The 24,680-nt window shown below is 73.5% G+C and carries 17 protein-coding genes; 5 read left to right on the forward strand and 12 right to left on the reverse strand.

Features of this window, described 5'->3' with window-relative positions:
* Positions 1-154: 154 nt before the first annotated feature.
* The 4 genes from ACQEVC_RS04855 to metG form a co-directional block, all read right to left on the reverse strand.
* Positions 155-715, reverse strand: a complete 561-nt coding sequence (locus tag ACQEVC_RS04855) for a hypothetical protein (RefSeq protein WP_432873723.1) — start codon at positions 713-715, stop codon at positions 155-157.
* Entirely contained in the window at positions 715-1,287 is a 573-nt protein-coding gene (locus tag ACQEVC_RS04860) for an RNA polymerase sigma factor (RefSeq protein WP_432873725.1), read from the reverse strand. The genes ACQEVC_RS04855 and ACQEVC_RS04860 overlap by 1 nt, the downstream gene beginning before the upstream one ends.
* A gap of 504 nt (positions 1,288-1,791) precedes the next feature.
* On the reverse strand, positions 1,792-2,652 hold the full coding sequence (locus tag ACQEVC_RS04865) for an SAM-dependent methyltransferase (RefSeq protein WP_432873727.1): 861 nt from the start codon (positions 2,650-2,652) through the stop codon (positions 1,792-1,794).
* Between the two features lie 75 nt (positions 2,653-2,727).
* A complete protein-coding gene (gene metG / locus ACQEVC_RS04870; protein WP_432873729.1) occupies positions 2,728-4,560 on the reverse strand; it encodes a methionine--tRNA ligase in 1,833 nt (610 codons plus the stop codon).
* A gap of 221 nt (positions 4,561-4,781) precedes the next feature.
* On the opposite strand from metG, the gene ACQEVC_RS04875 reads away from it, so the two are divergent.
* Positions 4,782-5,924 (forward strand): hypothetical protein, encoded by a 1,143-nt coding sequence (locus ACQEVC_RS04875; protein ID WP_432873731.1) that lies wholly within the window; start codon positions 4,782-4,784, stop codon positions 5,922-5,924.
* Between the two features lie 24 nt (positions 5,925-5,948).
* Here the strand turns inward: ACQEVC_RS04875 and rsmI are convergent, their stop codons facing one another.
* Positions 5,949-6,809: a 16S rRNA (cytidine(1402)-2'-O)-methyltransferase gene (rsmI, locus tag ACQEVC_RS04880; RefSeq protein WP_432873733.1), complete on the reverse strand. Its 861-nt coding sequence runs from the start codon at positions 6,807-6,809 to the stop codon at positions 5,949-5,951.
* 147 nt (positions 6,810-6,956) lie between these two features.
* Here rsmI and ACQEVC_RS04885 point away from each other — a divergent pair, with 147 nt between their 5' ends.
* The 4 genes from ACQEVC_RS04885 (at position 6,957) to ACQEVC_RS04900 (ending at position 13,926) form a co-directional block, all read left to right on the forward strand.
* Positions 6,957-8,603 carry a dolichyl-phosphate-mannose--protein mannosyltransferase gene (locus ACQEVC_RS04885; protein ID WP_432891032.1) on the forward strand — a complete coding sequence of 549 codons (1,647 nt, stop codon included), beginning with the start codon at positions 6,957-6,959 and terminating at the stop codon, positions 8,601-8,603.
* 704 nt (positions 8,604-9,307) lie between these two features.
* Complete coding sequence (locus ACQEVC_RS04890; protein ID WP_432873735.1) at positions 9,308-11,446, forward strand: DUF6461 domain-containing protein; 2,139 nt, start codon at positions 9,308-9,310, stop codon at positions 11,444-11,446.
* A gap of 41 nt (positions 11,447-11,487) precedes the next feature.
* Positions 11,488-13,014: a PQQ-binding-like beta-propeller repeat protein gene (locus ACQEVC_RS04895; protein ID WP_432873737.1), complete on the forward strand. Its 1,527-nt coding sequence runs from the start codon at positions 11,488-11,490 to the stop codon at positions 13,012-13,014.
* A gap of 87 nt (positions 13,015-13,101) precedes the next feature.
* Complete coding sequence (locus ACQEVC_RS04900) at positions 13,102-13,926, forward strand: SGNH/GDSL hydrolase family protein (protein WP_432873739.1); 825 nt, start codon at positions 13,102-13,104, stop codon at positions 13,924-13,926.
* A 113-nt stretch (positions 13,927-14,039) separates the two neighbouring features.
* On the opposite strand, the gene ACQEVC_RS04905 is transcribed toward ACQEVC_RS04900, so the two are convergent.
* The 7 genes from ACQEVC_RS04905 to ACQEVC_RS04935 all read right to left on the reverse strand — a co-directional run bounded on the left by ACQEVC_RS04905 (position 14,040) and on the right by ACQEVC_RS04935 (position 24,604).
* Complete coding sequence (locus ACQEVC_RS04905; RefSeq protein ID WP_432873740.1) at positions 14,040-15,452, reverse strand: hypothetical protein; 1,413 nt, start codon at positions 15,450-15,452, stop codon at positions 14,040-14,042.
* A 1-nt stretch (position 15,453) separates the two neighbouring features.
* Positions 15,454-16,110: a SigE family RNA polymerase sigma factor gene (locus ACQEVC_RS04910; RefSeq protein ID WP_432873741.1), complete on the reverse strand. Its 657-nt coding sequence runs from the start codon at positions 16,108-16,110 to the stop codon at positions 15,454-15,456.
* A gap of 245 nt (positions 16,111-16,355) precedes the next feature.
* The gene (locus tag ACQEVC_RS04915; RefSeq protein WP_318397738.1) at positions 16,356-16,589 is read right to left on the reverse strand and encodes a hypothetical protein; all 234 of its coding nucleotides are present in this window, start codon (positions 16,587-16,589) and stop codon (positions 16,356-16,358) included.
* A 283-nt stretch (positions 16,590-16,872) separates the two neighbouring features.
* Positions 16,873-19,701 (reverse strand): FtsX-like permease family protein, encoded by a 2,829-nt coding sequence (locus ACQEVC_RS04920; RefSeq protein WP_432873743.1) that lies wholly within the window; start codon positions 19,699-19,701, stop codon positions 16,873-16,875.
* Positions 19,698-22,886 carry an FtsX-like permease family protein gene (locus tag ACQEVC_RS04925; RefSeq protein ID WP_432873745.1) on the reverse strand — a complete coding sequence of 1,063 codons (3,189 nt, stop codon included), beginning with the start codon at positions 22,884-22,886 and terminating at the stop codon, positions 19,698-19,700. The genes ACQEVC_RS04920 and ACQEVC_RS04925 overlap by 4 nt, the downstream gene beginning before the upstream one ends.
* A gap of 16 nt (positions 22,887-22,902) precedes the next feature.
* Positions 22,903-23,607 carry an ABC transporter ATP-binding protein gene (locus ACQEVC_RS04930; RefSeq protein WP_432873747.1) on the reverse strand — a complete coding sequence of 235 codons (705 nt, stop codon included), beginning with the start codon at positions 23,605-23,607 and terminating at the stop codon, positions 22,903-22,905.
* A gap of 76 nt (positions 23,608-23,683) precedes the next feature.
* Complete coding sequence (locus tag ACQEVC_RS04935; RefSeq protein ID WP_432891035.1) at positions 23,684-24,604, reverse strand: ABC transporter ATP-binding protein; 921 nt, start codon at positions 24,602-24,604, stop codon at positions 23,684-23,686.
* Between the last annotated feature and the right edge of the window lie 76 nt (positions 24,605-24,680).

The raw sequence follows: 24,680 nt of genomic DNA on the forward strand, positions 1-24,680 counted from the left end.
GCTCCCCCGTGATTTCGCGGCCTCGCGCCCGCATCCATACCGGTAGCGGAATGACGATCAGGACGGCCGGCGAGGCGATCGGATGCTCGACGACCGCGCGTGGCGGACAGTGCACCGATGGCCCACCGTCCGCCACGCGCCCTGCCACCTGCGGTCAGCCCCTGGCCGGCGTGCCCAGGTGCTCGCCGAGCAGGTTCTGGGTGATGATCCCTTCCTCCACCGCCCGCTGGCCGGCGTAGCAGGTCCAGTGCAGTCCCGCCGCGTCCTCGCCGACACAGCCGCCGGCGACGTTGCCCTGCTCGTCGGCGAACATCTCCTTCCGGTCCGTGTAGTCGCGGACGATCGGCTTGGTCGGGCGCTTCATCTCCGGAATTCGGGAAAGGTCGGGTAGCGGGTCGTTGGGGGGACGGCTGAGGGTGCAGGTGAAGACGATGTTGTCCTCGGTCGTACAGGTCGGGTCGGTCCCCTGGAAGATCTCGGCCGCGCCGGGCATGCCTCGGCTGACGGTCTCCGGGGTGAGCAGCGCCACCGCCGCGAAGGCGGCGCCGCCACCGATCGCCAGCACTCCGGCGGTGACCGTCGTCAGGAACGCGGCCCGGGATCCGAAGAGCCGGCGGCTTCCGTGTCGCCGGCCGGTGGCGGCGAGGTCCCGGCTGACCGCGTGTTCGAGTTCGTTGCCGAGCCGGAGCAGGTCCGGGTGCAGGTCGTTCGTCATCAGAGTGCCCTCCTGGTCCGGGTTGCCGGGGTCGGTCTGGTCGGTCGGAGTTTGCCGCGCAGCGCGGTGAGTCCACGGGAGACCCGGATCCGGGCCGCGCCGGGCGAGCAGTCGAGCGCGGCGCCGATCTGCTGGTAACTCTGGTCATGCAGTACCCGCAGCTCGACCGCGCTGCGCTGGGCCGCCGGCAGCGACGCGAGCGCCGCCTCCAGATCCGCGTCCAGGCCGTCGAGCCAGCTCTGCTCCGGGGCCACGGCGGCCCGATCGGCTCGTACGTGCAGTCGGGCGCTCGCCTCGGCGTGGATCCGCCGGTCCCGTACCGCCCGGAGCAGCAGGTTGCGGGCGATACCGAACAGCCACGGTCCCACCGATCCGGCCCGCTGGTCGACGAAGCGGTGCCGCGACTGCCATGCCTGGGCGAAGGTCTCCGCCGTCAGGTCAAGTGCCGCTTCGTGGTCGCCGGTGCGCTTGCGGCAGAACCCGTGGATCGCCTGCGCGTACCGGTCGTACAGCTCTCGGAAGGCGTGTGCGTCGTGGTCCGAGGCCACGAGCAGTTCGATGTCGGTCCTCATCCGTGCCCCGTTCGGGCCGGCCTTCGAACGTGTTCGTCCACCAACGTGTCCCTCCCAGGTCGTGGTGTTCTTCCACCTCTGCTATGCCGGAGAAGGGGTCGGTTGTTTCAGCTTGATCGGTTCGGGCGGATTGGCCGCGGGCTCAGGCAGGACGGAAAGCCGCCATGGCTGTCATCTGGGAGCGCGCGGAGTTTCTTCGTCGGGCACCCCGAACCGGCGGTGGAGCAGGCGCAGACGTTCGTGGGCACTGGTCCAAAGCCGGGGCCGGACCGGTGACCTGGACACCAGATGCGCTATCGATGCCGGATAACGCATCTGGTGTCCAGGTGAAGCTCGTCGGCCACCGAGGGGTGGTGCCCAGGTGAAGCTCGTCGGCCACCGACGGGTGGTGCCCAGGTGAAGCTCGTCGGCCACCGAGGGTGCCGGGAGCACAAGCGGGGCAGCTCGACAGCCCTCGACGGGGACATTCCTTGCCGGGACATCGTCCCCGAGTTACCGGGTGGGTCAGAGCTTGCGGAACACCACGCCGCACTCCATGGAGCGCTGGTTCTCCGGGGGTGACTCCAGATACGGCCGCAGCGGCTCGTCGACGTGCGCCAACGTCGGCTGGTCGGGGTCGGGACGCCAGTCGACGACCTTCACCAGGCCCGGCTCCACCGGCTCCGCCGCCGTCAGCCCGCCCATCAGCTCGACGACCTGGTCTGTCGTGCGGTTACGCCAGGCCAGGCCGAGCCGTTTGGTCATCTCGTTGCCCTCGTCCACCGTCGCCTGGTCCACCCCGCACACCTGAGAGAACGCGAGGTAACTGCCGGACGCGAGCGCCTCCCACACGGTGCCGAGCATGCTCCGCAGCAACGCGTCGTCGACGATGGAGTGCCCGATGGACAGGAACAGCGCGGCGGCCGGCCGGGAAAAGTCGATCAGTTTCCGCGCCTCCGGGTCGCCGAGGATCCGCTCCGGTTCGGTCATGTCCGCCGCGATCACGGTGGTGGTCCGGTCGTCGGCCAGCAGCGCCCGCCCGTGGGCCAGCACGATCGGGTCGTTGTCGACGTAGACGACGTGCGCGTCCGGCTGGAACCGCTGGGCCACCTGGTGCACGTTGGCCTGGGTCGGCAGTCCGCTGCCCATGTCCAGGAACTGCCGGATCCCGGCGTCCCGGGCCAGGAAGCGCACCAGCCGGTAGAGGAACAGGCGGTTGTTCCGGGCCTCGGTCACGCCCTCCGGGAACTGCTTGTGCACGGCCAGCACCGCCGCCCGGTCGACGGGGAAGTTGTCCTTGCCGCCGAGGCAGTAGTCGTACATCCGCGCCGCGGTGGGCAGGTCCTGCCGGATCTGAGGCTTGCTTCCGTCATTCGGCGCGGTCACGACACCAGCTCCACGATCGACAACCGTCTCTGACTCGGGGGAAATGGAAAGACGGATCGTACCCGACCGGCTGGCTCAGCCGACGAGTCGGGCGAGTTCCTCGTCCACGATCGACGGGTCGAGCTTGCGGAAGACCGGCTTCGGCGCGGCCAGTGCCCGCCCTGCCTCGACCGGTACCGACTTCCACCGTGCCCCGACCGTGTAGTCCCCGGTCAACACCGGGTACGACGGCCCGCCGTCCAGGTCGTCGACCTCCACGATCGACGGCATCGGCGCGTGCACACCCGTCCCGCCGAGCAGCTCGTGCACCTGCTGCGCCGAATGCGGCAGGAACGGGGTGAGCAGCGTGTTGGCGTCGCTGACCGCCTGGAGCGCGACGTGCAGGATGGTGCCCATCCGGGGCTTGTCCGCCTCACCCTTCAGCTTCCAGGGGGCCTGCTCGGAAAGATATTTGTTGGCCTCGGCGACCACCCGCATCGCCTCGCCGATCGCCTGCTTCTGCCGGTGCTTGGAGATCAGGTCGCCGACGGTGCCGAACCCGGCCCGCGCGGTGGCGAGCAGCGCCTCGTCGGCCTCGGTCAGCCCGGCCGGGTCGATCGGCGGGATCGCGCCGAAGTTCTTCGCGGCCATCGAGATCGACCGGTTGACCAGGTTGCCCCAGCCGGCGACCAGTTCGTCGTTGTTGCGGCGCAGGAACTCCGCCCAGGTGAAGTCGGTGTCCTGGCTCTCCGGGCCGGCCACCGCGATGAAGTAGCGCAGCGCGTCGGCGTCGTACCGGGCCAGGAAGTCGCGTACGTAGATCACGACCTGCCGGGACGAGGAGAACTTCTTCCCCTCCATGGTCAGGAACTCGCTGGAGACCACCTCGGTCGGCAGGTTGAGCCGACCCAGGTCGCCGGGCTCACCGCCCCGGTCGCCCTCGCCGTCGTAGCCGAGCAGCAGCGCCGGCCAGATCACCGAGTGGAAGACGATGTTGTCCTTACCCATGAAGTAGTAGCCGCGGACGTCTCCGCCGACCCCGTCGGCGCCGCCGGTCGAGCCCTGGGCGTCCGTTGGTGTCCAGAAGCGCCGCCACGCCTCCGGGTCGCCGGAGCGCCGCGCCCACTCGATGGACGCCGACAGGTAGCCGATCACCGCGTCGAACCAGACGTAGATCCGCTTGTCGCTGCGGTCGCGCCAGCCCTCCAGCGGAATCGGCACGCCCCACTCCAGGTCCCGGGTGATCGCCCGGGGCTGGAGGTCGTCCAGCAGGTTCCTGGAGAAGCGCAGCACGTTCGGCCGCCACCCCTCCCGGCTGTCCAGCCACTTCGCCAGCGCCTGGGCGAAGGCCGGCAGGTCGAGGAAGAAGTGCTCGGTCTCGACGAACTGCGGTGTCTCGCCGTTGATCTTGGAGCGGGGGTCGATCAGGTCGACCGGGTCGAGCTGGTTGCCGCAGTTGTCGCACTGGTCACCCCGGGCGTGCGGGTAACCGCAGATCGGGCAGGTGCCCTCGATGTAGCGATCCGGCAGGGTACGGCCGGTGGACGGCGAGATCGCCCCCATGGTGACCTTGGGCACGATGTAGCCGTTGCGATGCAGCGTCTCGAACAGCTCCTGCACCACCGCGTAGTGGTTGCGGGTGGTGGTCCGGGTGAAGAGGTCGTAGGAGAGGCCGAGCCCGTGCAGGTCCTCGACGATCACCCGGTTGTAGCGGTCGGCCAGCTCGCGCGGGGTGACCCCCTCCTTGTCCGCCTGCACCTGGATCGGCGTGCCGTGCTCGTCGGTGCCGCTGACCATGAGTACGTCGTGCCCGGCCATCCGCATGTACCGGCTGAACACGTCGGAGGGGACCCCGAAGCCGGAGACGTGGCCGATGTGGCGCGGGCCGTTGGCGTACGGCCAGGCAACCGCCGCGAGAACGTGACTCATGAGAAGCAAGCCTAGTGACCACCGTCCGAGTACCGCGAACCAACGCCGTACCCCGGGCCGACGGCGCCGGTAGGGGCCTGGTTGGAGATGCGGCATCGACGGGTGTTTAGCGGAAAGATCACTCAACCTGCCAATATTCAGACTGATATCCGACTTTTTTCTCCTTCGACACGCCTGTACGGCTGCCTGGGCGAGTCCGGTCAGCGTTGTCCAATGGACGGGTGACGGGCCAGGAGGGTGGGCAGCCAGCAGCGGAAACGCGCCCTTCCGAGGCCCAGTCCGGTCCACCGGCACCGGCACCGGCACCGGCCCAGCCCGGTCCACCGGCACCCGTCCAGCCCGGTCCACCGGCACCCGTCCAACCCGGTCCACCGACACCGGCCGGGACCGCGCCCGTACCCGCCGACGGGCAATCACCCACCGGGCCGGTCCAGCCCGCCGAGGCCACCGACAACCCGGCCGCCGAGGCGGGACCGGCGCCGCAGCAGCGGCCGGCCCCGGCGTACGAGCCGGCGCCGGCCAGACCGTTCCGGGGTGCCACACCCGCACTCGGCTCCGCCTGGCTCGGTGCCCCCGGCACGCTCGCCGGCCCGTCCGGCATCGAGCCGACCACCGGCGCCCCGCTCGCGATGCTGCCCCGGCGGGCGCCCCGGGCCACCGCACCGACCTGGAACGGACCGACCGGGTCGCTACCGACCGCCGCACCGGGAACGGATCCGGAAACGGCCGAGGAGGACGACTTCTGGCTGCCGATCGAGGAGGTCCACTGGGACGGCACGCCCGTGCAGCCGACTCCCCGGACCTGGTACGGCCGACCGAAGGACCCGGCCGCGACCGCGACCCGGCGGGTGCCGCGACCGCCGAAGCCGCCGCGGAACCCGGCGCTCGGGCTCGCCGGGGTGATCCTCTGCTCCCTGGTCGCCAGCTTCTTCGCCTGGGTCAGTGCCGAGCCGTTCTGGCTCGCCGTCGGCCACGGCGAGCTGGGTACGGCGACGGTGCAGACCTGCACCGGGCGCGGGCTCGGGCAGCACTGCCGGGGCACCTTCAGCGCCGACAGCGGCCGCTTGCGGGTCCACGACATCCGACTGGTCGACGTCGGCGCGGCGCACCGCGAGTTCGGCAGCCGGCTCACGGCCCGGATGGTCGGGGCGGACAGCGGAAAGGCGTACGTCGGCGCGGGCAGCGGCCTGCTGCACCTGCGCTGGATACTCGGCTTCGGGATGGTGCTGCTGTGCTGCGTGGGAGCCGGTTGGACCAGCGGGGCGCTGCGACTGGTCGAGCGGCGCAACCGGCACGCCGCGGCCCTGGTGAGCGTCGCCGGCCCCCTGCTGCTCGCCGCCGGGTTCCTGGCCGGCGCCTACTGACCCCCGCTGGCGGCGGCCGGCGCGTCAGCTCGACGCCGGGGGGTGCACGGCGTTGTAGACGTCCCGGCGGCGCAGGCCGTACTCGGTGGCGACCGCGGTGATGGCGTCGCGTCGGGACGTACCCCCGGCCTCCAGGTCGGCGACCGCGGCCCGCAGGTCCGCGACGGCCGGGACCGGCGCGGCGACCGCCGGGGCACCGGCCACCACCAGGGTGATCTCGCCGCGCGGCTCGCCGGTGGCGGCCCAGGTCGCCAGCTCGCCGAGCGGGCGACGCAGCACCTCCTCGTAGGTCTTGGTCAGCTCCCGGCAGAGCGCCGCCGGCCGATCGGCGCCGAACGCGGTCGCCAGGTCGACGAGCGCGCCGGCCACCCGGTGCGGCGCCTCGAAGAAGACCAGCGTCCGCTCCTCGGCGGCGAGCGCCCGCAGCCGGGCCCGGCGCGGGCCGCCGGTGCGGGGCAGGAACCCCTCGAAGCAGAACCGGTCGGTGGGCAGGCCGGAGAGGGCGAGCGCGGTGGTGACCGCGCTCGGGCCGGGCGCCACGGTGACCGGCACGCCCGCGTCGAGCGCGGCCCGGACCAGCCGGTAGCCGGGGTCGGAGACGCTCGGCATCCCGGCGTCGGTCACCAGCGCCACCAGCGCGCCGTCTCCGGCGGCGTCGACCAGGTCCGGGGTACGGCGCTCCTCGTTGCCCTCGAAGTACGACACGATCTTGCCGGTGATGGTGACGTCCAGGTCGCGAGCCAGCCGGGTGAGCCGGCGGGTGTCCTCGGCGGCGACGACGTCGGCCTGCCCGAGGGCGTCCCGCAGCCGCGCCGAGGCGTCGCCGGGGTTTCCGAGCGGCGCCCCGAGCAGGATCAGCCGGCCGTTACCGGGCGTTTTTTCCACCGACTGGCTCCTTCATCGATACCTGTCATCGCACATAGCGAGCGTCGTGCCCCGTTTCACACCATCGCAGCCTACGATCACGGGGTGACTCTGGCGTCGACAGCGCAGACCGAGAGCCCGGGCACCGCCGGGCCGGCGGCAGGCCCGGTGGTCGAGGTGGTCTCGGCCACCCCGGCCGGGACAGCCACGACCGAGCGCCCCGAGCGCCCCAACGGGGGCGTACCCGGGATCATCAGACGCCGGCTGGCCCCGTTCGACGCCCGGCTCGAACCGTGGTCCTGGCTGGCCACCGCCGTGGTGGTGCTGATCGCCGGCATCCTGCGCTTCGTCGGGCTGAGCAACCCCAAGGGCAAGATCTTCGACGAGATCTACTACGCCACCGACGCGCACAACCTGCTGCTGCGCGGCGTCGAATGGGACGAGAAGAACAATACCGCCGCGTACGTGGTGCACCCGCCGCTCGGCAAGTGGATGATCGCGATCGGCGAGCAGATCTGGGGCTACAACGAGCTGGGCTGGCGGTTCTCCGCCGCGGCGATCGGTACGCTCTCCGTCCTGCTGCTGATCCGGATCGCCCGCCGGATGTTCCAGTCGACCGTGCTCGGCTGCACCGCCGGGCTGCTGATGGCGCTGGACGGCTTCCACCTGGTGCTCTCCCGCACCGCACTGCTCGACATCTTCCTGATGTTCTTCGTGCTGGCCGCGTTCGGCGCCCTGGTGGTGGACCGGGACGTCCGGCGGAAGCGCTGGCTGCGGGCGATCGAGTCCGGCCTCGACCCGAGCCAGCCGGGGCGGCGCAACCGGCCGGCGTTCCGGTGGTCCGACGGGGTGCCGTGGTGGCGGCTGCTCGCCGCGGTGCTGCTCGGCTGCGCGTTCGGGGTGAAGTGGAGCGCACTGTACTTCGTACCGGTGTTCGCGCTGCTGGTCGTGCTCTGGGAGGTCGGCGCCCGCCGTTCCGCCGGGGTACGCCGGCCGTGGCGGGACACCTTCCTCGACGAGGGACTCTGGCTGCTCGGCGCCGGGGTGCTGATCGGGCTCGTCTACCTCGCCACCTGGTCGGGCTGGTTCGCCAGCGACAACGGCTACTTCCGGAACTGGCGGGCCGACACCGGCCAGTCCAGCGTGCCGATCATCGGCAGCCTGCAGAACCTCTGGCACTACCACGAAGAGGCGCTCAGGTTCCATTCCGGCCTCGACGACAAACACGTCTACCAGTCCTGGCCCTGGCAGTGGCTGCTGCTCGGCCGGCCGGTCGCGTTCCACTGGTCCGACCAGGGCGCCTGCGGAGCCCCGAGCTGCGCCTCGGAGATCCTGCTGCTCGGTACCCCGATCCTGTGGTGGTCGTTCCTGCCGGCGCTGGCCGCAGTCGCCTGGCTGGGCCTGGCCCGGCGGGACTGGCGCCCCCTGGCCATCCTGCTGCCGGTGGCGGCCGGCCTGCTGCCGTGGTTCTGGTTCGCGCTGGACGGCCGGACGATGTTCTTCTTCTACGCCGCGCCGGTGGTGCCGTTCATGATCCTGGCCGTGACCTACGTGCTGGGCGCGATCACCGGCCCGGCCCGGGCACCGGCGCCGGCGGGCGCCCAGGCCGGTGGTGATCCGCCGGCCGAATCGTCCGGCGACGGTGGCCAGGGCGGGCGGACCAGTGACCGCCGCATGATCGGCGCGATCGTCGCCGGCACGTACGTGCTGCTGGTGGCGATCTGCTTCGCCTACTTCTATCCGATCTTCGTGGGACAGCTCCTGCCGTACGCGGAGTGGTCGAGCCGGATGTGGCTCGGCAACCGCTGGATCTGACCCTTCGGCACAGCCGACGGAGCGGCCGGGCGGCGCACACTCCGGGCCCGCCCGGCCGCTCCCTCTCGGCGGTCCCGGCCGTGTCGACGGGGTCCGGCCGGGTCGACGGGGTCCGGCGGATCGCCGGCAGGGTGATCGTGTGGACCCTGCGGCGGTGATCCGCCCGGCGTGGTTCCACCGTGGACGACCAGGCCGAACGCGGACGATCGCAGGAACGGCTACGCGTGCGTGGTGTTGCCTGGGGCGCCTCGCGGTCGGTGCGCGGGGCACGGCGGACGGCGCCGGCCGGAAGGTTGGTCGGGACACGAAAGGGCCCGGACATAGGTGCGCGCCCCGATCGCCTGCCACGGGGGAAGCGGGCGATTGGGGCGCGCACCAAGGAGCTTAACCACCCTGGATCAGTGACACAACGGGTGGTGTTAAGTCAGATTTCCGACCCACGCACCGCCGAGCACAACGGGCGTATGGGGCAGAGTGCTCGGACGGGTATCAGCCACCCGACCGAGCGGCCCCGGCCGGCCAACTGAACCGGCCCGAAGCGGGGCCGCCACCGCTCGCTCCCGGTCAACCGGTACCGGTCCCCGGCCGGTCAGCCGCTCCCGTCGATCGGCCCCCGGTGGGTGTCACCCCGGACCGGTACGCTGCCGTACCGGCGCCGCCGGCAGTGAGCGGCGTCGATGGTCGGTGTCCACGGGGGAGGACCGGTGACGGGTGTCGAGCGGGTCGTCGCGGGCTGGGCCGGGATCGAGGAGTGGCTGGCCCGGCACGCCGTCGAGACGTACGGGTCGCTGCGCCCGCCCGCCGATGCGGCAGCGGTGGCGGACGCCGAGCGGGCGATCGGGGTGACCTTCCCGGCCGACCTGTCCGCATCGCTGGCCCGGCACGACGGCTGTGCCGACGGGGCGGGCACGCTGGAGCTGGCCGGGTCGTACCAGCCGATGTCGGTGGAGCAGATCGTGCGGCGGTGGCGGAGCACCGAAGAGGGGCTGCGCGAGTTCATGACCGACGACACGATGCGTGGCCACTACTGGCATCCCGAGTGGGTGCCGTTCGCCAGGACGAACTCGGTGGACATGCTGGTGCTGGACTGCCGCCCCGGCGGGTCGTACGGGGCGGTCGGAACGCACCTGAAGGGCGGCGGGACCAGTTTCGGCCGCTGGGCGTCGCTGGGCGACCTGCTGGCGGAGGTGGCGGACGCGCTGCACCGGGGGCGGTCGCTGCGATCCAGGCATCCGGTCGCCTTCGGCGGGCGGCTGCACTGGGAGACGGTCCGGGAGCAGCATCCGGCCCCCCGGTCGGTGTTCGCGCTGGCGGCCGAGGTCGGTCCGGCGGCAGCGGCCGGGACCACCGGGCGTTATCCGGCGCGGCCGCACCCGCCGCAGCCCGAGGCGGGCTGGGTCGGCGAGTTCGGCAACCTCTGCCTCAGCTTCGTGGCGGGCGTCGACGAAGCCGAGCTGCTCCGCCGGTACGGCGCCGAGCCGGCCCGTGCCGTACCCCGGGACCGGCTGGCGGCCGGAGACCTCGCCGGGACCTGGACCGAGGGCTACCGGCCGGTGGTCCGGGTCGGCCGGGCCGGCGCCTGGGCGTTCGCCGCCGAGGAGCGGGACGCGCAGGGCGCCCGCCCGGAGGTGTTGCGACGGCTTTCCGCCGGCACCCGGGCGGTGGCGGTGCACTACATCGGCACCGCCACCCGGTTCGCGCTGTACGAGGACGGCACGCTGGTCACCGGGTACGACACGCTCCGGCCGGAGCAGTCGACCGGCAGCCGGCCCGACCTCTTCGCACCGACGCTACGGGCCGCCGGGCTGCTCCCGCCGCCGCCCGACCGTTACCCGGACGAGGACCTGCCGGCCCTGCTCGACGTGCTCCGGGCCGAGTTGGGCATCGAACTGGACGCCACGACGCTGCTCGGGGCGCTGCCGAGTGCGCAGTATCACCCGCTGCTGCCCGCTCCGCCGACCGAGGCCGCGCTGCCGGCGGTACTGGAGCCGACGATCGCCGGCCTGATCAGGTACGCCGACGAGCCGGACCTGCGGTCGGCGATGGTCGCACAGGCCCGCCGGCTCGCCGCCGAGACCGGGCTCGACGGCTATCCGGAGTTCTCCGAGGCGCTGGACCGGGCGGCGACCGGCGAGCGCTGGCGGGTCGACGACGACTCGCCGCTCGGGCTGCGGATCCGCCGGATCGCGGCCGAGGCCCGGGCCGCGTACGCCCTCCGGGGCGACTACCAGGCGCGCGACCTGCTCACCGAGGCGGAGCGGGAGGCATGGGCGCGCCGGCAACGGGCTGCCGAGGCGATGCTCGGCGTCTTCGGCTCGCCGCCCCGGGTCGCCGTGTCGCATCTGCTCCGACACCGGCTGCCCCCGGACTGGCGTGCCGAGTTCGCCGCCGACCTGGGTCCGGTGCGGATACCGGACGGGGCGATCGAGGACCTGATCGCCGAGGAGGACCGGGCGCGAAGGGCGAACGCCGTCATCGCGCCCCTGGTGATCCGCCCGCCGCGTCGCCGGCGGTGGCTCCACCGGTCCGGTGGTCCCGCCCTCCGGCCGCCGACCGCGATCCGGGCGGTCCCACCGGCCGGTCATCTCCCCATGCCACCCCGCCAGCTTCCACCGCCGCCGGCCCCACCTGGCCAGCCTCCGCAACCGCCGGCACCACCGGTCCTACCCGGCCAGCTTCCACCGCCGCCGCTCCCACCTGGCCAGCCTCCGCAACCGCCGAGGCTGCGGGGCCGGGACCGGCGCCCGCCTGCCGCCGGGCGGCTCCCCCGTTCGCGGGATGCCGACTCCGCCGATCATCAGGCCAACCCGCCGGAACGACCGGACATTGAAGTGACCGAATAGCGGTCCTGTCGGTAGTTGACGTCGGTAGGCACACTGTTGCGGTGACCGGACCACTGCGTTCAGGATTCACCCCGACCCCGACCCGGCTTGTCGTGGTCGGCCTGGTGGCCGTACTCGGCCTCACCTCCTGCGACCTGGGCGGCGACGCGCCCGACACCGGGCCGAGTTGGTCGGGCAGCGCAAGCCCGACCCCGGGCGGCGTGGGTGCCGCCAAACCCGCCGCGTTCACCGGCTGGTCGGATCCGGCCCTGGTCGGCAAGCCGTACGGCGACAAGGTGGACGGCCTGCTCACCTTCCGGGGCAATCCGACCCGGACGTACTACGGCACCGGGCCGATGCCCCGGACGACTCCGGCGCGGCAGTGGCAGTTCCCGCGCAGCGGTGGCCTGTGTGGGGAGTCGACCGACGAGAAGGGCACCCGGGTCTGGTGCGGTACGGGCTGGACCGGCCAACCCGCCGTCTTCGAGCGGGCCGGGCGGACCTGGGTGGTCTTCGGGGCGTACGATCACAAGATCCATTTCCTGGACGGCGAGAGCGGCGAGCGGATCCTGCCGGACTTCCCGACCGGCGACATCATCAAGGGCTCGGTCACCGTCGACCCGGACGGGTTCCCGCTGGTCTACTCCGGATCGCGGGACAACTACTACCGGGTGATCGCGATCGACCGGGGCAAACCGACCGAGCTGTGGAAGCTGTCGGCGCGGGCGGTCTCGCCGACGATGTGGAACGACGACTTCGACGGCGCCGGCCTGATCCTCGACGACTACCTCTTCCTCGGCGGCGAGAACAGCCAGTTCCACATCGTCAAGCTCAACCGGAAGTACGCCGCCAACGGCAAGGTCACGGTCAAGCCGAAGCTGGTCTTCAACGCCCCCGGCTGGGACGCCCAACTCCTCCGCGACGTGGACGACCGGATGGTCTCGATCGAGAACTCGGTGGCGATCTCCGGCAACGTCGTCTACTTCGCCAACTCGGGCGGGCTGGTCCAGGGCTGGGACATCAGCGGCCTGAAGCAGGGGCGCAAGCCCAAGCGGGTGTTCCGGTTCTGGACCGGCGACGACACCGACGCCTCGATCGCGGTCGACGAGACCGGCGCGCTCTACGTCGGCTCGGAGTACGAGCGGGGCACCGCCCGGTCGAAGCAGGTCGGGCAGATGATGAAGCTCGACCCCAGGCGCAAGGGCAACCCGAGCGTCTGGCACGTCGACGACCACGCCCGCAAGCCGGCCGGCATCTGGGGCAGTCCCGCCCTGCACAAGGACATCGCGATCTTCGACACCCAGGGCGGCGAGGTACTCGGCGTCGATCGGGCGACCGGAGCCGTACGGTGGCGGTTCGAGCTGCCCGGTCCGACCTGGCAGTCGCCGGTGGTGGTCGACGACGTACTGGTGATCGGGGACTGCAACGGCACGCTGCACGCGTACGACGTCGCCGACACCACGGCCGCGCCGAAGCCACTCTGGAAGGTCAAGCTGGGCGGCTGCATCGAGTCGACTCCGGCGGTCTGGCGGGGGCGGATCTACGTTGGCACCCGGGCTGGCGCGTTCCACGCCATCGCGGCCCGCTGAGCAGAAAGAAACCTACACAGCTACTACCGCGCAGCGCAGGTATCTGCCAACCTGACATCTATCTTTGCCTATGTCAGGAGGCCAATCATGTCGCTGCCTCGTCGCCTGGTCCCCCTGCTAGCCGCCATCACCGTCCCACTCGTCACCACGCTCACCGTCGGCCTGGCCGCCGTACCCGCGCACGCGGCGGCGACCACCTACACCGCACTCGGCGACTCGTACGCCTCCGGCACCGGCACCCGGGAGTACTACCCGGACAGCGGCTCCTGCCAGCGCTCCCGGCACTCCTACCCGGTGCTCGACGCCGCCCGGCTCGGCGCCACGCTCAGCTTCCCGGCCTGCGCCGGAGCCACCACCTCCAGCGTGCTCAGCGGGCAACTCAGCAGCCTCAACTCGGCCACCAACTACGTCACGGTGCAGGCCGGTGGCAACGACATCGGCTGGTCATCGGTGATCGTGCAGTGTGCGCTGCCCTGGCCCACCACCTGCTGGTCCCAGATCGACAGCGCGGAGAACACCATCCGGAACACCCTGCCGGGCCGGCTCGACCAGCTTTACTCCCGGATCCGCAGTCTCGCCCCGAACGCCCGGGTCGCGGTGGTCGGATATCCGCGCCTCTTCAACGGCGAGGAGTGCAACATCATCGCCCGGATCTCCCCCGGTGAGCAGGCCGAACTCAACGCCGCGGCGGACCTGCTGGCGACCACCATCGCCGCCCGGGCCGCCGCGCACGGGTTCGCCTTCGTCGACGCCCGGAGGCCGTTCACCGGGCACGCGGTCTGCGACGACGTCGAGTGGCTGAACGGCACCTCCAACCCGATCGGCGAGTCGTACCACCCGAACCGGGCCGGCCACGTCGGGTACGCCGGCATCGTCGAGACCGCCATCCGGGCCGCCGCCCGCAAGTCCTGACCGGCAAGCCTGACCCGCAGGTCCTGACCGGTACGTCCACGGCCCCGCCCGGTATCCGCCCGGGCGGGGCCGGCAGATGTCCGGCGACGGCTTGCTCCCGCCGTACCCGTGGATTATTCGCAGGTCCAGCGGACGGCGGCGGTGGCGTCGTCCGGGCCGACCGAGACGAGCCCGCCGACCACCCGGCCGTCGTCGCTGACGCTCACCGCCGCCGGTCCCGCCCTGCCGGGTACGGCCCCGTCCGGCAGCGGCAGCACGACCGGCCGCTCGCCGGCCAGCACCGCCGGGGTCTCGACGCCGGCCGCGTCCCGGACGAACCCGGCCACCCAGCCGGACCGGTTGATCGCCGCCGCCCCGGCCAGGCCGGTCAGCGGGGTCGCCTCGGCGGTACGTAGGTTCCACCGGGTCGGTACGACCTTCTGCTCGGCGCCCGGCGACGCGACCGACCAGCCGAGCACCCAGCCGCCCCGGATCGAGAGGTTGCCGGTGGTGACACCGTGTCGGGGCGGGGGTGCCAGGGTGCGCACCGTACTGTCCGGAGCCCACACCAACATCCGGACCACCTGGTCGGTCCCGGACCTGAGCATGCCGCCGACCAGGGTGCCGTCGTCCCCGAGCCCGGTGGCGTAGGGCGATCCGGTGCCGTCCTCCCCCAGCCTGGTCGGGCTCTGCTCCGCGCCGGCCGCCCAGACTGCCGGGTGGCGTCCCGAGACGACCGTGTAGCCGTCGGAGCGCCCGCCTCCCGGCGACGCGGCCGGCTCACCCGGCGTCCCTGCCGCACCGCCCGTGGGCTGCGGAGGGCCGCCCTTCGTGCCGGTCGACCCGCCCTGATAGGCGAAGGTGCGGATGCCGCCGAGCACGTCACCGCGTTCGTTGAGGTCCAGCACGTCACCGAGATAGCCCCCGTTCGAGTCGGTCAGGTCCACGTACCGGCCGTACCGGTAGACCCAGGAGACCTGCACGGCGGTACCGTCCCGCACCGCGATGCCGTCACCCGCCACCACTCCCTGGGAGTTGACCAGCAGCCGGGCCGGATCGGTGGTCGGCGGTTCGAGCACCGTCATGGCGCCCCGGTCCCAGCGCAGCGTCCAGGTACGCGCGGTGCGGGGATCCCGGGCCACCCCGACCAGGTACCGCCCGGTCGGGTCGCCGTCGAGTACCTGGCTCTCGGTGGCGCCGTCCGGCAGCGGCAGCCGGTGCGGCGTACACCTGCTCAGGACGGGTGGCGGGGTGGAGTCGGCGGTGTGCCGGTCGTCCGGTGTCGGGCCGGGCTGGACGACCTGGCCGGGAGCCGGGTCGGGGGCGATGGGCTCGTCGTCGCGTACCGCGGCCAGCGCGACCGGGACCGCTACCAGGACGACGGCGGTCGTCGCGGCCAGGCCGCCGCCGGCCAGCAGCCGGCGGCGCCGGACCCGGCGCCGGCCGGTGCGGAGCAAGGTGTCTATCTCCACCGTGGAGGGTTGGTCCGGGTCGCCGTCGAGCGGGCGCAACAGGTTACGGGCCGCGGCGTCGTCGAACTCGTCCATCTCATCTCCTGTCCGTCGGACCGGGAAGGCCGTCAGGGCTGGCCGGGGCGACACGGCTGGGCCAGGACGGTGCGGTCCGCGCCCGAGTCGGGCATCTGGTCGGCGAGGTCGCCACAGCCGGCGACGGCGGCCCGGCGCGGGCGGTCGGGTCGGGCGATCCGCCGGATTCCGGCTGCTCGTCGAGCAGCCGCCGGAGCGTGGCCAGCCCGTGGAAGCTCTGGCTCTTCACCGTCCCGGGGGAGCAGCCCAGCGTCTCGGCCACCTCGGCGACGGACATGTCGCAGAGGAAGCGCAGCACCAGCACGGCGCGCTGCTTCCGGGGCAGCCGGTCGAGCGCCGCCCGCAGTACCGTCCGTTCCTCCACATCCGGCCCGCCGCGTGGGAACGGCTCGGGCGGCGACTCGGTGAGGCGTACCCGCTTCGACCACGGCCGCCGCTTCTCACCCTGGAAGAACCGGACCAGGGCGGTCCGGACGTACCCGTCGAGGTGGGTGACAGTACGGACCCGGGGCCAGTGCACGTAGAGCGTGGTGAAGGTCTGCTGGACAAGATCGTCGGCCCGGTGCGCGTCGCCACAGAGCAGGTACGCCAGCCGCCGCATCCTCGGCATCGCGGTCGTGACGAACTCGACGTACTCGTGCTCCCAGTCCGGCTGCATCCGGTCGACCCTCCCAGAGACGATTCCGGCACTGGGATGCTCGCCGGGCCGCGAATGGTTGTATCCGCGCTCGACAATTTCCCGCAGGGCCAGCAGTTCTCGGCAGGGCCAGCAGTTCTCGGCAGGGCCAGCGGTTCCCGGCAGGGCCAGCAGTTCCCGGCAGGGCCAGCAGTTCCCGGCAGGGCCAGCGGTTCCCGGCGCGGTCGGCCTCGCGTCGTGCGGCAGAGCCTCTCGCCCCGGCGCCGCTACTCAGTCATCCCGACCGGGTCGGAGCGGACGAACGCCATCGTCCAGCAGCCGTCGGCTTCCTGCTGGGGCCGCAACTCGTAGAGGTGGTCCACGCCGGGCGGCTCCGCAGGCCCGTCCGAGCTGCTGCTCAACACCCACCGTCGCGGCGGCCGGCCACCGGGCGCGGCCGGCAGGTCCCGGGCGGTGCCGTCGGCCGGACCGCCCGCGAAGCGTACGGTGACCCACTCCACGTCCTCATGTTACGAGCGCGATCGCCCGCAGATGCGCCGGAACGAGCAGCCGGTCGCGGTCCACCGCCGGTTCGACCGGGTGGACCGCGTTCCCGACATGCTCACGGTCAGAGCAAGGGTCAGACCGGCCGGTACGGGACTCACCTACATCCTCACTGTCAGAGCAGCCGCAGCCGCAGCCGGTTCCGGTTCCGGAGAACGGCCGTTTCCGAGCCGGAACTGCCGCAGGTCCGACCGCCGGCTGTCCCCGCCCGCCCGAGGTACCGCGCCCGGTCGACGGCGGCTACCCCCCGCCCGCCCGGAGTACCTCGCCCAGTCGCCGACGGCGCCGGAATGCGAACTCGACCCGCAGCACCGCGACGACCGCCACCGGCAACGCGACGGCGAGCAGACCGATCTGCCACCACGGCAGCACCAGCGCCGGGTCGGCAGCCTGCACGGTGAGCAGCCGCAGCGCGAGCGGACCGAGCGTCAGGCCGGCGAGCAGCACGCCGAGCAGCGGGCCGGCCACCGCGGCGACGGCCACCGGCGGCAGCAACTCGCCCGCGGCGACCCGGCGGGTGTCCGTCGACCGCAGGCCGAGCGTCCGCAGCCGGGTCAGCGTCTGCCACCGCTCCGACGCGCCGGCAGCCGCGCCGAGCGCCAGTCCGAGCAGCCCCATCGCCAGCAACATCGCCACCGAGGCCCAGCCCAGCCGCAGCATCCCCAGGGAGAGCGGCGCCGCGCGGCGCTGTGCCAACACGTCCTCGCGCACCACCACCTCAGCCGCGACACTGGTGTCGGCGGCCGCCCGAGCCGCGCCGGGCCCGGCCACCCACACGGTGTTCGGAACGACCGGTACACCGGTGGCGGCGATCGCGGCGGCGTCGACGATGACCACGTCGTCCGCGTCGCCGACGGTTGGCGCCGCGCCGACCACGGCGAGCTGGACGGCCGGGCCGTCCTGCCGGCGGAGCTCCAACCGCGTGCCGGGCCGCAGCTCGCCGTCGGTGGAGCGCACCAGCGCCGGGACGGGACCGGGGCCGGCCACCGCGAGCTTGTCGAGTTCCGGTCCGTCCGCCAGCGGGGTCGCGGCCAGGAGCCGCGCGAGAGCGACGGCGTCCACGATCACCAGACGGGGTGCGACGAGCGTCGAATCGGCGGCGATCGGCGCACCGTCGGTCACCTGCGCGGCCACCACCTGCCGCACCCCCTGCGCGGCGGCGATGCGCCGGGCGAGATCTGCCGTGGAGTCCTCGGCGGCCGGGCTGACGTCGAGCCGGACGTCGGCGCCGACGGTACGCCACGCGCCCGCCGTGAGGCCCCGGACGGTGGTGGCCTGGAGCGTGAGCGCGAACGACGCCAGCGCGACGGAGGTGACCAGGACCAGCAGTGGAAGCACGCGTGCCGACGTCGCCGCCGCCTGCGCGGCGCCGAACACCGCGAGCGGGCGGCGGGAGCGCAGGGAGCGCCACAGTGCAAGGCGGGTGCCGGCAGGCAGCAGCCGCAGCAGGACGAGCCCGCCGGTGAGCGCGCCAAGCGCGGGCGCGCTCGCCGGCAGTGTCACGCCATCGTGCTGGCCGGATTCCGGACCGGCCGGCGCGCCGGAGTGGACGGCCGGAAGGATTCCGCGCTGGTGCAGCGCGACGAAGGCGGCCACCGCGGCGGCCAGGACCGCAGCCTCCAGGGTGGCCCGGCGCAGTTGCCCGGTGCGGCGGACCCAGCGGCGTGCGGACCGGTTGGCCGGGACGCGCCGGTCCCGGGTGGCCCGGGCGGCGGCGAGTGTGCCGAGAGCCGGGCCGGCAGCGGCCGCGGTGAGCACCACCGGGGCCGCCCAGCTCCAGGAGAGGCCCGGGGCGACCGTGCCGGCCAGCGCGAGCCCGGCCACGGCGGCCACCAGCGCCAGCACGGTGGACTCGAGCAGCAGTTCCGCGGCGAGGTCCGGCAGGGAGGCGCCGCGCTGCCGGGCTGCGGCCAGCGCCGAGGCGCGGCGGCGGACCAGCAGCTCGGCAGCGAGCATCAGCACCAGTACCGCGACGGCCAGAACCCCGATGAGCAGTACGGACGCCTGCGCGGTCGCGGCGGCGATCTGGGTCCGGACGTCCCGTAGCACGGCATCGAGCTGCGTCTCCCAGCGCAGGGTGCCGTCTCGGACCCCGGAGGAGCCGGAGGACGCCTTGAGGGCGACCACGGTCGCCGCGATGCTGCCCGCCGAGTCCTGGGTGAGCGCCTCGGGGTCGGGGCTGAACCAGAGGCTGCGCTCCAGTTCGTCGTCCTCGAAGGCGAGCCGGGCGTCGGGCAGGGAGTCGGCGGAGAGCAGCCCGGCGAGCCGGGTGCTGCCCACGCCGTCCACGCCGGGAACGGGTCGCAACAGCCACGGTGCGAGCCGCCAGGCCGGATCGCCGCTGTCCGCCGCCTCGAAGACACCGCTCACCTGGACGTGCTTCTCGTTATTGCGCTGGTCCACGAGCGGGATGCGGTCGCCGGGGCCCAGGCCGAGCGCTTCGGCGTCCGCCTTCGACAGGCCGACCTGCACCGGCCAGGGCGGTCCGCCGTACGGGACCTCGACCCGGCTGTCCACCTCCGGAACCGCCGGCCGGGGGGCACCGCCGGCGATCCAGGTGACGTCCGGGCCCCCACCGGCGGCCGGATCGTTCCCGAGGTAGCTGAGCTGGAAGGTGCGTTGCACGCTGCCGTCAGCGATCTTGAGTGTGCTGCTGGTGACGCCGGCGATGGACGGGCGCAGCGCGGCCGCCAGATCGGGTCCGAGTTCGTCCCGGGCCATCCTGTGCAGGTCGCCGACGGCCTCGGCGAGGTACGGGTCGCGGACGCGTCCGCCGCGCGGTCCGGCGTCCGGCTCCCAACGGGCATGCACCCGGATCGCCGCGTCGTCGCCGGCGCGGCGTACCGCCTGCTGGACGGCGTCGTCGGCGGTGGCCCGGATCAGCGGCGGCACCGCACCGGCGAACAGGACGACGACCGCGACGACGACCGTTGTCAACAGCAGCGGCCCGGCATCGGCCCGAGGGCGGCTGCGGACAGTCGGCCAGTGCAGCGCGGGCCACCAGTGCAGCGCGGATCGCCAGCGCACAGCGGGTCGCCAGTGCGCCGAGGGGCGCCGAAGCCGGATCACGAACTCACCCGCAGGTACGCGGCCTCGGCACGCCGGGTCCGGACGGTGACCACGACCGCCACCGCGAGCACGCAACCGGCCAGCAGCAGGCCGAGCAGGGCCGCCTCGGCCGCCCACGGCCAGTACGGCACGACGGGCGGGACCGGCGCGGCACCGGCCTCGGACCGGATCATCGGGGGCGCGACGACGAGCGTGGCGAGCCCGCCGACGGCCGCACCCGCGATCAGCAGCGGCAGCAGCAGGCCGGCGTACTGGCCGAACAGCACCACGCGGACCTCGCGCCGGGTCATTCCCAGCCCGCGCAGCCGGGCCACCTCGACCCGGCGGGCCCGCAGGTCGACGAGCACGTGCAGGACGACACCGGCGATCAGCAGCAACGCGGCGGCGGGGACGAGCAGCCGGAGCGCGGCCGGGGGCCCGGCGCGCAACGGCCCGGCGCGCAGGCGCTCGGCCTCCGCGGCACGGGTGGTGACCTGACCGAGGTGCAGGGCCGCGGCGTGTACGGCGGCGTCCGCCCGGGCGGGGTGGCCGACCCACCAGCCGTCCACGGGATACTCGAGGTTGCCGGTGACCACCAGGGCACGGGAGACCGCGTCCAGATCGGCCAGGATGGCTGCGGCACCGGGGGCGGACGGGACGTGCGGCACCACGTCGGCGACGACGACGGAAACGGCCGAGACGCCGACGCCGATGCTGAGCGGGGAGCCGCGGTGTACCCCGAGTTCGTCGAGGAGGCGGGCCGAGACGGCCACGGGTATCGGTCCGGGCGCGGGGAAGGCGGTCGCGACGAGGTCGCGGGCGGCGATCTGAGCGCCGCCGAGCTGGACAGTCGTCGTCATCCTCAACCCGATACCCGAGGCGGTACCGGCGAGCGCGACGGCCGAATCCGTGAGCTGTTCGGGTGCGGGCGGGGCGGAGCTGGCCGTCCACGGCGGTGCGCCGTTCCGGGCCGACGCCCCGGGGGCCGTCAGCGTCACGGCGACGTGGCTGCGCTCGGGACCGGCCGGTCCGGCGGACGGATCGGCCGCGATCGGCAGGGAGAGCGCGACCAGTTCCAGACCGTCGGCCGGCACGCACTCCGGTAGCCGGTGTACCGCGCCGTCGAGCGGGACGAGCTCGCCGGTGCAGGTCGTCCGCAGGCCCGTGGCGTCCTGGAACACCAGCCTGGGGGTCACCACGACCGGGGTCGAACCGGTCGCCGTACCGGTCAGGGCGAGGGCGGTACCGGCCGGGACGGCGACTCCGACGGCGCGGGACGGCGGCGCCAGTGCGGCGCCCACCTCCGCCCAGCTACGGTCGCCGTCCAGCCGCCCGCGCAGCAGCGCCCCGGCGCGGCCGGTGTCCACGGCCACCAGCCGGGGCGCGTCGCCGGGCGTGCCGAGCCACTGGCCGATGGCGACGCCGCGCTCGGCGGCCGGGCTCACCGCTCCCCCGGTCGCCCCGCCGACCGCCGCGCCCTGCCCGGCGACCGGCGGGGCCGTCAACGCGATCGCCAGATCGGTGCCGACCGAGAGGTCGGCCTGGTCGTACTGCGACCGTTCCCAGGTGGCGCCGAAGGCGACCCCGAAGGTGCCGGCTCCGCAGGCAAGGCCGATCAGCAGGCCGGCGGCGACCGCCTGGGGCCGGCGGGCGGCCTCGAACGCGGCAAGCGGAAGCGCCAGTCCCCGGGCGCGACGGGCCAGCCGCTCGGCACCGTGCAACGCGGGCGGCACCAGGCGCAGGGCCAGCGCGGCGCCGGCGGCCAGCAGCAGCGTGGGCGCGACCACGCGGGCGGCGTCGATCCGGCTGTCGGCGACGGTGGCCTGGGCGTGCAGTTGCCAGAGCCCGGCCGCGCCGAGCGCCACGAGCAGGACGTCGGCTCCGGACCGGGCGAGCAGCCCGCGCGGGTCGCGTCGGCCGCCGGCCACGACGACCGGCCGGGCGGCGAGGGCCACGAGTACCGCCGCGAGCACCAGTACGCCGCCGATGATGACGAGCACCTGCGGGGCGGTCACCTCCGGTGGCCCGGCCAGGCCGGCACCCGCCAGCGGTGGTAGCCGGGTCAGGCCGGAATGCAGCAGGGACGAGGCGGGGACCGCGAGCGCGGCGGCGAGCAGCGCGAGCGTACCGCCCTCGACAGCCGCCCCGGCGGCGAGCCGGCCACGGCCGAAGCCGAGTGTCGACAGCAGGCCGCTCTCCTCGGCGCGTATTCCGGCAGCGAGCCGTCCGGCGAGGGCCAGGGCGGTCGCGGTCAGGACACCGCCGAGCAGGGCGACGGCAAGCACCGTGGCGGCGGCGACCCGCTGCTGTTCACGGGCGGTCAGCAGCGTCTGCGGCAGCCGCGAGGCGAGGCTCTCGATCCGCACCCGGTCGCCGAGGATCCCGGCCAGCCGGCGGTCGGCGCCGCGTACGGCCCCGGCGACGGTTTCCAGGTCGTGGCGGGCGGCACTGGAGAGGTCCGGTTGGGCGGTGATCTCCATCCGGTCGATGGTGTGGCCGCCGGAGAGCAGGTCGGCGAGATCGACGACGACCGGACCGTAGGCGTGCACCAACTGCGGTTGGCGCCCGTCGCTGAAGGCGAGATCGTAGCCGGCCCCGCCGAGCGGATCGCGGTCCCACCCGGTGCCGGGCAGCGGGCGTACGACGCCGACCACGGTCACGTCGACCGCCGGGGCGGGCTCGTCGTTCAACTCCGCGCCGAGCCGGACGCGGCTGCCGAGGCCGAGATCGAGCTGCCGCGCGGTGGGTTCGAGCAGCACGGCCTCCAGCGACGTGGCCCCGTCGGCGGCCCGTGGCCAGCGTCCGTCGACCAGCGCGGCGCGGGCCGGCAGGTCGTCCATTGCCGACAGGTACGTCTCGGTCAGGACGTCGCTCCGTGCGGCCAGCTCCTCCGGCAGCGTGCGGAACGCGGACGACGCCCGGGTGGCCGTCGTCGCGGAGAACGGGGCGAGGGTCGAGGTCAGCAGCTCGCGGGTGTCGGCGGCCACGGAGCTGGCGTGGGTGCCCCGCACGGTGACGGTGTAGGCGGTGACACCGACGTCGCCGGGGGCGGCCCGGGCCGCGGCGACCTCGAACGCCCGATCGGCGGTACCGGTCACCAGCAGGGCGCAGGTGCCGAGCAGGGTCGCGCCGAGCGCGACGACCGCCAGCAGAGCCGCGAGCAGCGGCCACTGGGCGCGGGCACGGAGCCCGAGCAGCCTCAGCATCCGCCGCCCCGGGCCGTCACCGGGATGCCGGCCCGTCGGGCTCGTCGTCGAGCCGGCCGTCCTGGATCCGGATCACCCGGTCCGCCAGCGCCATCATCACCGGGTCGTGCGTGGAGACCAGTGCCGTGACACCCTCGGACTCCACCACGGCACGCAGCAACGACATCACCGACAGGCCCGTCTCGGCGTCCAGTTGCCCGGTCGGCTCGTCGGCGATCAGCAGCCGTGGTGACGCGGCCAGGGCCCGGGCGATCGCCACCCGCTGCTGCTGGCCGCCGGAGAGTTCGCCGGGACGCTGCTGGGCGTGGTCGGCCAGGCCCACCAGTTCCAGCAGCAGCTCGACCCGGCGCTCGCGCTCCGCCACCGGGGTACGGGCCAGCCGCAGCGGTGCGCCGACGTTCTCCGCGGCCGACAGCACCGGGATCAGTCCGAACGTCTGGAACACGTAGCCGACCGTCGCGCGTCGTAGCCGGGAGAGGCCGTCCTCGTCGAGGGCGGTCACCTCGGTGCCGTCGACGAGGACGGTGCCGGAGTCCGGCCGGTCCAGCCCGCCGACGATGTTGAGCAGGGTGGTCTTGCCGGAGCCGGAGCGGCCGACCAGGGCGACCATCGTGCCGGCGTCGACGTCGAACGACACGTCCCGTAGCGCGTGTACGACCGTCGGCTCGACACCGAAGCTCCGCCGGACGCCGCGTACGGTGACCAGCGGGTCGGCGCTCATGCCGGCACTCCGCTGCGCTCCGTGCCGACATGAGACACATTGGCACTGAGTCCGATGATTCGCTCGCTGCGCTCGCTCATGCGGGCTCGGCGAGGTCGGGGCGGATCGCGACGTGGTCAGCCTCCAGGGCGAGCCGGACCCGCCTGGTCAACGCCAGCGCCTCGCGGTACTCGCGGGGCACCTGGACCCGCCCGGCACGGTCCATCACGGCGTACTCCTCGGCGACCACCCGCACGTCGCCGTCGGCGCCGGTCGCCGCACGGCGCAACACCTCGCTGCTGGTACGCCCGTCGCGGATCGCCACTGTCCGCTCGACCTTGCCGCTGACCTCGGGATCGTGGGTCACGACGACGACGGTGACGCCGAGCTGCCGGTTGACGTCCCGCAGCGCCCCGAAGACCTCCGCCGAGGTGGCGGTGTCCAGCTCGCCGGTCGGCTCGTCGGCCAGCAACACCCGAGGCTGGTTGGCGAGGGCGACCGCGACGGCGACCCGCATCTGCTGCCCGCCCGACATCTGCGCGGGACGCCGGTCGGCGCAGTCGGCGACGCCGAGGGCCTCCAGCAGTTCGGCGGCGCGGGCGCGGCGGGTACTGGCCGGGGTGCGGGCCGCGGTCATCGGCAGGTCGACCATCTGCCGCGCGGTCAGGTAGGGCACGAGATTGCTCGTGCTCTGCTGCCGGACGAACCCGACGGTGTGCCGTCGGTAGCGGACGCGGTCGGCCCGGGACATCGCCAGCAGGTCCCACCGGTCGACCCGGGCCCGCCCGGCGGTGGGTGCGTCGATTCCGGCGAGGATGGAGAGCAGCGTCGACTTGCCCGACCCGGAGGCCCCGACGACGGCGACCATCTCGCCGCTCTCCACGACGAGGTCCAGCCCCTGCAATGCCTGCACCTCGATCGACCCGGTCTGGTAGATCCGGACCAGGCTTTCGCAGACGATCAGCGCGTCCCGGCCGAACTCCACCGCTCGGCGCGGTGTTGGCTGCGGGAGAGACAGCGGTGTGATGGCGATTCCTCTCCTTCGGCCCGCGTCGCGCAGACTGTAGCCATGGAGATCCAGGCCCGTCAACGGC

The sequence above is a fragment of the Plantactinospora sp. CA-294935 genome (assembly GCF_050936445.1).
Classification (GTDB): domain Bacteria; phylum Actinomycetota; class Actinomycetes; order Mycobacteriales; family Micromonosporaceae; genus Plantactinospora.

Excerpts from the sequence above, each read along its gene's own strand:
- metG (WP_432873729.1), bottom strand. The coding sequence starts at position 4,560 with ATGAGTCACGTTCTCGCGGCGGTTGCCTGGCCGTACGCCAACGGCCCG.
- ACQEVC_RS04905 (WP_432873740.1), bottom strand. The coding sequence starts at position 15,452 with ATGGACGAGTTCGACGACGCCGCGGCCCGTAACCTGTTGCGCCCGCTC.
- ACQEVC_RS04860 (WP_432873725.1), bottom strand. The coding sequence starts at position 1,287 with ATGAGGACCGACATCGAACTGCTCGTGGCCTCGGACCACGACGCACAC.
- ACQEVC_RS04900 (WP_432873739.1), top strand. The coding sequence starts at position 13,102 with ATGTCGCTGCCTCGTCGCCTGGTCCCCCTGCTAGCCGCCATCACCGTC.
- ACQEVC_RS04855 (WP_432873723.1), bottom strand. The coding sequence starts at position 715 with ATGACGAACGACCTGCACCCGGACCTGCTCCGGCTCGGCAACGAACTC.
- ACQEVC_RS04930 (WP_432873747.1), bottom strand. The coding sequence starts at position 23,607 with ATGAGCGCCGACCCGCTGGTCACCGTACGCGGCGTCCGGCGGAGCTTC.
- ACQEVC_RS04910 (WP_432873741.1), bottom strand. The coding sequence starts at position 16,110 with ATGCAGCCGGACTGGGAGCACGAGTACGTCGAGTTCGTCACGACCGCG.
- ACQEVC_RS04925 (WP_432873745.1), bottom strand. The coding sequence starts at position 22,886 with ATGCTGAGGCTGCTCGGGCTCCGTGCCCGCGCCCAGTGGCCGCTGCTC.